Source organism: Nonomuraea zeae, from assembly GCF_005889725.1.
Classification (GTDB): Bacteria; Actinomycetota; Actinomycetes; order Streptosporangiales; family Streptosporangiaceae; genus Nonomuraea; species Nonomuraea zeae.
The window spans coordinates 1-8,970 of the sequence record NZ_VCKX01000412.1 but is presented as its reverse complement, the minus strand read 5'-3'; the positions used below and the strand labels follow the sequence as shown (position 1 = coordinate 8,970).

Annotated in this window: 13 protein-coding genes; 1 reads left to right on the top strand and 12 read right to left on the bottom strand. The window is 67.8% G+C overall.

Going from position 1 to position 8,970, the window contains the following annotated elements:
• Nucleotides 1-1,103, top strand: a 1,103-nt coding sequence (locus ETD85_RS64100; RefSeq protein ID WP_170247404.1) for a hypothetical protein, incomplete at its 5' end; no start/stop codon positions are given.
• Here the strand turns inward: ETD85_RS64100 and truA are convergent.
• The 12 genes from truA to ETD85_RS56890 all read right to left on the bottom strand — a co-directional run bounded on the left by truA (nt 1,068) and on the right by ETD85_RS56890 (nt 8,882).
• Nucleotides 1,068-1,946 (bottom strand): tRNA pseudouridine(38-40) synthase TruA, encoded by an 879-nt coding sequence (gene truA, locus ETD85_RS56945; RefSeq protein ID WP_138698172.1) that lies wholly within the window; start codon nt 1,944-1,946, stop codon nt 1,068-1,070. The genes ETD85_RS64100 and truA overlap by 36 nt on opposite strands.
• Before the next feature lie 75 nt (nt 1,947-2,021).
• Complete coding sequence (gene rplQ, locus ETD85_RS56940; protein WP_138698171.1) at nt 2,022-2,588, bottom strand: 50S ribosomal protein L17; 567 nt, start codon at nt 2,586-2,588, stop codon at nt 2,022-2,024.
• Nucleotides 2,589-2,812: 224 nt separating this feature from the next.
• Nucleotides 2,813-3,829, bottom strand: coding sequence for a DNA-directed RNA polymerase subunit alpha (locus tag ETD85_RS56935; protein ID WP_103960866.1), 1,017 nt, complete (start codon nt 3,827-3,829; stop codon nt 2,813-2,815).
• 154 nt (nt 3,830-3,983) lie between these two features.
• Complete coding sequence (gene rpsD / locus ETD85_RS56930; protein WP_138698170.1) at nt 3,984-4,610, bottom strand: 30S ribosomal protein S4; 627 nt, start codon at nt 4,608-4,610, stop codon at nt 3,984-3,986.
• Between the two features lie 20 nt (nt 4,611-4,630).
• Complete coding sequence (rpsK, locus tag ETD85_RS56925) at nt 4,631-5,035, bottom strand: 30S ribosomal protein S11 (protein ID WP_012887860.1); 405 nt, start codon at nt 5,033-5,035, stop codon at nt 4,631-4,633.
• Nucleotides 5,036-5,080: 45 nt separating this feature from the next.
• The gene (gene rpsM, locus ETD85_RS56920; RefSeq protein WP_138698169.1) at nt 5,081-5,461 is read right to left on the bottom strand and encodes a 30S ribosomal protein S13; all 381 of its coding nucleotides are present in this window, start codon (nt 5,459-5,461) and stop codon (nt 5,081-5,083) included.
• Nucleotides 5,462-5,683: 222 nt separating this feature from the next.
• A complete protein-coding gene (gene rpmJ, locus ETD85_RS56915; protein WP_003956441.1) occupies nt 5,684-5,797 on the bottom strand; it encodes a 50S ribosomal protein L36 in 114 nt (37 codons plus the stop codon).
• 24 nt (nt 5,798-5,821) lie between these two features.
• Complete coding sequence (gene infA / locus ETD85_RS56910; RefSeq protein ID WP_012887858.1) at nt 5,822-6,043, bottom strand: translation initiation factor IF-1; 222 nt, start codon at nt 6,041-6,043, stop codon at nt 5,822-5,824.
• A gap of 286 nt (nt 6,044-6,329) precedes the next feature.
• Nucleotides 6,330-6,755, bottom strand: a complete 426-nt coding sequence (locus ETD85_RS56905; protein WP_138698168.1) for a hypothetical protein — start codon at nt 6,753-6,755, stop codon at nt 6,330-6,332.
• A gap of 104 nt (nt 6,756-6,859) precedes the next feature.
• The gene (locus ETD85_RS56900; RefSeq protein ID WP_138698167.1) at nt 6,860-7,294 is read right to left on the bottom strand and encodes a DUF1707 SHOCT-like domain-containing protein; all 435 of its coding nucleotides are present in this window, start codon (nt 7,292-7,294) and stop codon (nt 6,860-6,862) included.
• Nucleotides 7,295-7,311: 17 nt separating this feature from the next.
• On the bottom strand, nt 7,312-8,121 hold the full coding sequence (gene map, locus ETD85_RS56895; protein ID WP_138698166.1) for a type I methionyl aminopeptidase: 810 nt from the start codon (nt 8,119-8,121) through the stop codon (nt 7,312-7,314).
• A gap of 110 nt (nt 8,122-8,231) precedes the next feature.
• The gene (locus tag ETD85_RS56890; RefSeq protein WP_138698165.1) at nt 8,232-8,882 is read right to left on the bottom strand and encodes an adenylate kinase; all 651 of its coding nucleotides are present in this window, start codon (nt 8,880-8,882) and stop codon (nt 8,232-8,234) included.
• Between the last annotated feature and the right edge of the window lie 88 nt (nt 8,883-8,970).

The window sequence follows — 8,970 nt, the reverse complement described above, 5'->3', positions numbered from 1 at the left end:
CCCCGCGCCCGGCCCACTACTTCGACCCCGACGCGGCCCGGCACGACTTCGCCGCCATGTTCGACCCCCACCCCACGAACCCGTCAGCAGGCCCGTCAGCAGGCCCGTCGGCAGGCCCGCAGGACAAGCCGCCGGCGAGCCCCCCGGGCCGGGTCCCCGAGCCGGGCGACGTGCCCGTCTGGCCCCCCGTTCCTCCCACTTCTGGAGAAAAGCTGCCCGACCTACCGTTCTCCAGAGACACGTGGGGCCAGCGGCCCAGCACTTCGCTGGACCTCCCCACGCCACCCACCGGCGGCGGCGCGTTCCCGCCCGGAGCGTTCAAGCAGCCGCCGTTCCAGACCCCGCCCCCGCCGCCCGCGCCGCCGGGCAAGAGCAAGCGCGCCCTGCTGGTCACGCTCGGCGCGCTGGCCCTGGCAGGCGTGGCCACCGGCGGCTTCTTCGCCTGGCAGGCCGTGAGCACCCCCGCGGCCACGACGGCGGCCGGCGAGCCCAGCGCGCCGGTCACCCAGCCCGACAGCCAGGGAGTGGCCACCGCCCCGGCCGCCACCCCGTCCATCGACGTCCCCGGCGCGTCCGTGCTCAACTCCGAGCAGACCGACCCGCAGAAGCTGTCACTGTCGGAGGCGTTCCCGAAGAAGAAGGTGAGCGCGGCAGGCACGACGTTCACCAGGGTCAAGGCGGACATGGAGACGACGTGCGACAAGGCCGCCACGGGGGCCTTCGCCGACGCGCTCAAGGAGCACAAGTGCTCCCGCGTCCTCAGGGCCACCTACGTCGACAGCAAGCGCCGCTACGCCGTGACCACGGGCATCGCCGTGCTGCCGACCAAGGACGCGGCCACGACCGCCGACCAGGCGAAGAGCCTGACCCGCAACGTCTGGTTCCGCCCCCTGCCCGGCGCGGCCGGCACGGGCGGCGAACGCGTCCACATCGCCGGCGGCTACGCGGCGGGCCTGGTGTGGGGCCGCTACATCGTCTTCAGCTACGCCACCCACGCCGACGGCCACACCCCGTCGGCCAAGGAGAAGGCGCTGCCCAAGGTCAGCGGCGCGTTCCGGGACCAGACCTCACTCGTCCTCGAGCGCCGCGTCACCAAGGGCTGAGAGCGTACGCACTCGCCGCGTGGCATCGGCCCGCGCGGCGAGCTCCGCGTCCGGCGGATAGCCGACCTCCTCCAGGCACAGCCCGTGCGCGGGCGCGACGTGGACCCCCGAGTCGCGTACGGCCCGCGTCAGCACCTCGCCCGGCCACTCCACCGGCCGCCGCCCGTCGCCGGCCGCCAGCAGCGAGCCGACCAGCGCGCGCACCATCGAGTGGCAGAACGCGTCGGCGACGACGGTGGCCACCAGCGTCCCGTCCCGCTCGCGGGCCCACTCCAGCCGCTGCAGCTCCCTGATCGTGGTGGCCCCTTCGCGCTTCTTGCAGAACGCCGCGAAGTCGTGCTCCCCGAGCAGCCGGGCCGCCGCCGCGTTCAGCGCCGCGAGGTCGAGCGGCCGGTTGTGCCACACGACCTCCCGCCGCCGCAGCGGGTCGGCGCCGCCGGCCAGGTCGCTCACCCGGTACGCGTAGCGCCGGAACGTCGCCGAGAACCGGGCGTCAAAGCCCTCAGGAGCCACCGAGACCCGATGAACCCGTACGTCCGGCGGCAGGACCCCGCCGAGCCGCCTGACAAGCGCAGAGAGCCTCTCATCGACGCTCAGCGGCCCCCGGTTCCCGTCGAGCTCCCCCAGCGAAGGCTCGGGGACGTCCACGTGCGCGACCTGACCGCGCGCGTGCACCCCGGCGTCGGTACGCCCGGCCACGGTCAGCACGGCAGGGCCGCCGAGGCGCAGGATCCTGCCGATCGCCTGCTCGATCTCGCCCTGAACCGTCCGGAGCCCCGGCTGCCGCGCCCACCCGGAGAAGTCGGTCCCGTCATACGCGAGATCGAGCCGAAGCCGTACCACGATGGTCCTCCTCAACGTGAAACGGGCCCGCACCCCCGCGAGGGGATCCGGGCCCGTTTCAGCCGGCCTGAAAGATCAGGCGTCGTCCTTCTTCGCCTCGGCCTCGGCGGCCGGGGTCTCCTCGGCGGCGGCCTCGGTGTCAGCCTCGGCCTTGGGGGCCTCCGCCTTGGTGTCCTCGGCGCTCTCCGCGGCCTCGGTCGCCGGAGCCTCGCTCTCCTCCGCGGCCGGCGCAGGCGCGGCAGCGGCGGCGGGAGCCTCGGTACGGCGGGTCGTGACGCCGCTCAGCGGCTCGGTCACCAGCTCGATGACCGCCATCGGGGCGTTGTCGCCCTTACGCGCACCGATCTTGGTGATCCGGGTGTAGCCACCGGGACGCTCGGCGAACGTCACCGCGATCTCGGTGAAGAGGTGGTGGACGACGCCCTTGTCCTTGACCACGGTCAGGACCTGGCGACGGTTGTGGATGTCGCCCTTCTTCGCCTTGGTGATCAGGCGCTCCGCCAGCGGACGCAGGCGCTTGGCCTTCGTGACCGTCGTGCGGATCTTGCCGTGGCGGAACAGATCGGTGGCCAGGTTGGCCAGGATCAGCCGCTCGTGCGCCGGGCTGCCGCCAAGACGTGCACCCTTGGTGGGCTTGGGCATTTCATCTCTCCTCGTGGGTTAACCCGCCCCGGCCGTACCAGGTACCGAAGTCGGGCCGGCGTCGCACACGCGACACCGTTACTTTCACACTCGGCCTGCCGGGCAGACGTTCGGCGAGAACGCCTGCCGGGGCAGACCTTCACTTCACGAGCGGCCGCAGCAGGCCTTCGCAGGTCAGCTGGAGCAGACCCGGCCACGCGCCCTCCGGGTGGAGGGCAGCGGGGTCAGTACTGCTCGGTCTCGACGTACGCGCTGTCGTCGTCGTCGTAGCCGCCGCCGGCCACCGCGCTCGGGTCGAACCCGGGCGGGGAGTCCTTGAGCGCCAGCGACATCTCGTGCAGCTTCTGCTTGACCTCTTCGATCGACTTGGCGCCGAAATTCCTTATATCGAGGAGGTCCTGCTCGCTGCGGGCGACGAGCTCACCCACGGTGTGGATGCCCTCGCGCTTGAGGCAGTTGTAGGAGCGAACGGTCAGGTTCAGCTCCTCGATCGGCAGCGCCAGGTCGGCGGCCAGGGCGGCGTCGGTCGGCGACGGGCCGATGTCGATGCCCTCGGCCTCGACGTTGAGCTCGCGGGCCAGGCCGAAGAGCTCGACGAGGGTCTTACCGGCGGAGGCCACCGCGTCGCGGGGCTTCATGGCCGGCTTGGTCTCGACGTCGAGGATGAGACGGTCGAAGTCGGTGCGCTGCTCGACTCGGGTCGCCTCGACCTTGTAGGTGACCTTGAGCACCGGGGAGTAGATCGAGTCGATCGGGATGCGCCCGATCTCCTGGCCCGGCTGCTTGTTCTGGGCGGCGGAGACGTAGCCGCGACCGCGCTCGACGGTCAGCTCCATCTCCAGCTTCGCCTTGCCGTTGAGCGTGGCGATGCGCAGCTCGGGGTTGTGCACCTCGACACCGGCCGGAGGCGCGATGTCGGCGGCGGTGACCTCACCCGGGCCCTGCTTGCGCAGGTACATCACGACCGGCTCGTCGTGCTCGGAGGAGACGACCAGCTCCTTGAGGTTGAGGATGATGTCGGTGACGTCTTCCTTGACCCCGGGAACGGTCGAGAACTCGTGCAGCACGCCCTCGATGCGGATGCTCGTCACGGCCGCGCCCGGAATGGACGACAGCAGCGTGCGGCGCAGAGAGTTGCCGATGGTGTAGCCGAAGCCCGGCTCCAGCGGCTCGATGACGAATCGGGACCGGGTGTCGTCGATCGACTCTTCGAGAAGAGTCGGACGCTGAGCGATCAGCATGTGCGGGATCTCCCCTTTTCGTGTGGCGCCCGCTATATGACGCCACTCCGATAAACAGCCTAGCCCGGGTGCGGGAAATCGCGTTCAGCGATTCTCCGCAGGTAGCGAACTGTCCACCTGCGGAGACCCGTACCCGGACCGAGCGAGTGACTACTTACTTCGAGTAGTACTCGACGATGAGCTGCTCCTGGACCTGGGTGTCAATCTGCTGGCGAACCGGCAGCTGGTGAACCAGGACGCGGAGCTTCTCCGGCACGACGCCGAGCCACGCGGGCACGGTGCGGTCGCCGGCGGTGGCGCGAGCCACCTCGTAGGGCAGCAGGTTGCGCTTGGTCTCGCGGACCTCGATGATGTCGTGCTCGCGAACGCGGTAGGACGGGATGTCCACCTTCTTGCCGTTCACCAGGAAGTGTCCGTGACGGACCTGCTGGCGGGCGGCGTCACGCGACTGCGCGAAACCGGCGCGGTAGACGACGTTGTCGAGACGGCTCTCCAGGATCTGGAGCAGCACCTCACCCGACTTGCCGGTCTTGCCCGCGGCCTCCTCGTAGTAGTTGTGGAACTGCTTCTCGAGGACGCCGTAGATGCGGCGGGTCTTCTGCTTCTCACGAAGCTGAAGCTGGTACTCGGACTCCTTGGGGCGTCCGCGGCCGTGCTCACCCGGGGGGTAAGGACGGATCTCGATGGGGCACTTGGCGGACTCGCACTTGCTGCCCTTGAGGAAGAGCTTGGTCTTCTCGCGACGGCAGAGCTTGCAGTCCGCGCCCGTGTAACGAGCCATTTCTCAATTTCTCCTGGGATTCAGACGCGGCGGCGCTTGGGCGGACGGCAGCCGTTGTGCGGCACCGGGGTCACGTCCTGGATCGAGCCCACTTCGAGGCCGGTGGCCTGCAGCGAGCGGATCGCGGTCTCGCGGCCGGAGCCGGGACCCTTGACGAAGACGTCGACCTTGCGCATGCCGTGCTCCATGGCGCGGCGAGCGGCGTTCTCGGCGGCCATCTGAGCGGCGAACGGGGTGGACTTACGGGAGCCCTTGAAACCCACGTGGCCGGCGCTGGCCCAGGAGATCACGTTCCCGCTGGGGTCGGTGATCGAGACGATCGTGTTGTTGAACGTGCTCTTGATGTGGGCGTGCCCGTGAGCGACGTTCTTCTTTTCCTTGCGGCGCACCTTCTTGGGCGCACCCTGACGGCTCTTAGGAGGCATTGCTTGCCTTCACTCCTGAGGTCTTCGGTCCCGCGGCTGCGTGGACTACTTCTTACCGGGCTTCTTCTTGCCGGCGACGGTCTTCTTCTTGCCCTTACGGGTGCGCGCGTTGGTCTGCGTGCGCTGACCGTGCACGGGCAGGCCCTTGCGGTGCCGGATGCCCTGGTAGCAACCGATCTCGATCTTGCGACGGATGTCGGCCTGGACCTCGCGGCGCAGGTCACCCTCGATCTTGTAGTTCGCCTCGATGTAGTCACGCATCGGGACGAGCTCGGTGTCGCTGAGCTGGTGGACCCGGAGGTCGCCGCTGACACCGGTGGCCTGGAGGATCTCCTGGGCGCGGGTGCGGCCGATTCCGTAAATGTAGGTGAGAGCGATCTCCAGCCGCTTTTCGCGGGGGAGGTCGACGCCAACCAGGCGAGCCATGGTCGGGCATTCTCCTTCGTTGTGGCGGAGGTCTTGCGCCTCACTACCCCTCCCCATGCCCGGGGTGAGGGCCCCGGCCTCCGACCGGGGGTCGCCTGCGCGGTTCGGGCCTTTCCTGGGAAAGCCCCGCCTGCTCAGGTGTGAAACGCGATTACTGACTCAGGCTCCTCATGCGTCGAGCCCGCTCCCTATTGGGGCGGACTCGGAGGAGCCTTGCGGCGACTAACCCTGACGCTGCTTGTGGCGCAGGTTGTCGCAGATCACCATGACGCGACCGTGCCGGCGGATCACCTTGCACTTGTCGCAGATCTTCTTGACGCTCGGCTTTACCTTCATTGTCCTTCGTGTTCCTCAGACGTCTTACTTGTATCGGTAGACGATCCGCCCACGACTAAGGTCGTAGGGGCTCAGTTCAACGACTACCCGGTCGTCAGGAAGGATTCGGATGTAGTGCATCCGCATCCGTCCGCTGATGTGGGCCAGGACCTTATGGCCGTTGTCGAGCTGCACCCGGAACATGGCGTTCGGGAGCGACTCGACCACAGTGCCCTCGATCTCGATGGCGCCGTCTTTCTTGGCCAAAATTCCTCGCGTTTCACTGATCGATCGTCTGAGGCTCCGGTTCACTAAGCAGCCGCGACCGCACGCTTCGAAGAGAGCGGCGACCGCAATGGTCGCCGACGCGTGGTGGTCATAGTGAGCCGACTAAGGAGTGTACGACACCTGAGCCTAAAACGCGAAAACGCGTGCCAGGTGTCCTGACACAACCATGAAAGAGTCTACCCCACGTTCTGTGCGCCCGGACCCGCAGCGGAAGGCCCGCCGGGGGAGAGAGATCCCGGCGGGCCTTCAGTGGGGTGAGTAGCTCCTAGTAGATGCGGTGGACCGAACCGCAGTACTTGAACTTGCCGCCCCAGCAGGTGTACGTGTACAGCTTCTTGACGCCCTTCAGGCTCCAGGTGGAGTTGTAGGAGCCGTTCCACGAGTAGAAGCGCTTGCCGGTGCTCCCGTTGCCGTACTCGTAGCGGAACCAGACGTAGCCCTTCTTCGGCGTGAACTCCTTGCCGTACCAGTGGGTGTAGACCTTGCCGTTCTTCTTCCAGGTCTTGCCGTAGGTGTAGGCCTTGTGGTTGCTCGAGTAGTACTTGCCCCAGTTGCCCATCGAGGTGGCCGTCTGGGCGGCACTCTGGGCGGCACTCTGCGTGGTGGTGGCCGCCTGGGCGGCGGTGGCGACGGCGAGGCCGGTCAGGGCGATCGAACCGGCGAAGGCGGCGGCTGCAAGGACCTTGCGCATTTGGGTTTCCTCCGTGAGTCGTGTTCTCGACACACCTCACGTTAGGAATCCGGACGTATCCGTACTGCGCACGAATGCACACAGTGCACAAGTGCACAAAGGACCTAGCCGGGCTTCTGCTGGCCGTTCCCGAAGATGGTGCTGACCAGGAGGATCACGCCCCAGGGGCCCATGACCCACAGCGGCCACGGGTAGATCATGTCACCCGACGTGACGCTCACGATCAGCCAGATCACCCAGTTGATCCCGCTGGCCGCGGCCCAGGCGCCCCAGGCCGCGCGCATGCCGGGATGCACTCCCCCGCGCGTCGCCGGCGCGGCCGGCGTCACCTTGGCGAGGGCACGATGGCGCAGGTCCACGTCCGGCAGGTCCGCGGTCAGCCGGGCCAGCTCCCCGTAGGTCTTGCTCTGGTAGAGCTGTTCGAGCCGCTCGTTGAACTCTTCCATCGTGATGCGCCCCTGTGCGGTGTGCTCACGGAGGATGGCGGCGACGCGGTCGCGATCGACGTCGGAGGCTCGCATCTCGGGGCTGTTCGCCATCCCGCACCTACTCCCGACTAGTTCTGCAGTTGGGCGAGGCGCTCTTTGCCCCCGTCTAGGGCGGTAAGCACCCAAGGACCATTATGTGTCACCGCGACGCTGTGTTCGAAGTGTGCGGACGGCTTGCCGTCGATCGTCACCACGGTCCAGTCGTCGGTCAGCACGCGGGTGCGCTCCGTGCCCAGGTTGACCATGGGCTCGATGGCCAGGCACATGCCCTCTTCGAGCATCGGGCCCCGGCCGGGCTTGCCGTGGTTGGCGATCCACGGGTCCATGTGCATCTCGGTGCCGATGCCGTGGCCGCCGTACTCGGGCGGGATGCCGAAGCGGCCCTGCGACTTGACGTACCGCTCGACCTCGTAGCCGATGTCCGACAGGTGGCGGCCGATGCTCAGCGCGGCGATGCCGCGCCACATGGCCTCCTCCGTGATCCGCATCAGCTCCGTCAGCTTCGGGTCCACCTCACCGACAGGGACGGTGACGGCCGAGTCGCCGTGCCAGCCCTCCAGGATCGCGCCGCAGTCGATCGAGATGATGTCGCCCTCGCGCAGCTTGCGGGCGTTCGTCGGGATGCCGTGCACGACCTCGTCGTTCACCGACGCGCAGATCGTCGCGGGAAAGCCCTGGTAGCCCTTGAAGGACGGGATCGCGCCCTCGTCCCTGATCGCCTTCTCGGCGATGACGTCGAGGTCGAGCGGCGTCATGCCGGGCTCGACCGAGCGCCTGAGCAGATCGAGCGTGCGCCCGACGACCAGGCCGGCCGCGCGCATCTTCTCCAGCTGCTCCGGTGACTTGATCTGGATTCCGTGCTTGTTGCGTTTGAACACTTTTGCCCCCCTGGGTCTCAACGGGCCACCATGGGGACCCAATTCCCCCCACAATAGCCGCGAGGTGGCACGGAAACCCGTGCCACCTCCGCAAATCGGTCGTGCTGCAGCTACCCCATGAACGGGCGGATCGCCTCCATGGCCCGCTGGGTGACCTCTTCGACCGGGCCCGTCGCGTCCACCCCGACGAGGATGTCCTCGTCGGCGTAGTAGGACACCAGCGGCGCCGTCTGCTCCTGGTAGACCTCCAGGCGGTGCCTGACGGTCTGCTCCTTGTCGTCGTCACGCTGGAACAGCGCGCCCCCGCACGCGTCGCATTTGTCGTCCTTCTTGTCGTCGAACTCCACGTGCCAGATGCGGCCGCACTGACTGCACGTACGCCGTCCGGCCAGCCGCCTCACCACCTCGTCGTCGTCGACGACGAGCTCCAGCACGAGATCGAGCGCCTGGCCCCAGTCCTTGAGCATGTCGCGCAGGATCTCGGCCTGCGCGACATTCCTCGGGAAGCCGTCGAGCAGGAACCCGTCCTGCGCGTCGTCCTCGGAGAGACGGTCGCGGACCATGGCGATGGTGACCTCGTCGGGCACCAGGTCGCCACGATCCATGTACGTCTTGGCCAGCTTGCCAAGGTCCGTGCCGCCCGAGACGTTGGCACGGAATATGTCACCTGTCGAAATCTTCGGGATGGACAGGTTCGATGCGATGTACTGGGCCTGTGTCCCCTTACCCGCTCCGGGGGGCCCGACCAGAACGAGACGCACTACCGCAGGAAACCTTCGTAGTTACGCTGCTGCAGCTGGCTCTCGATCTGCTTAACCGTGTCCAGGCCGACGCCTACCATGATCAGGA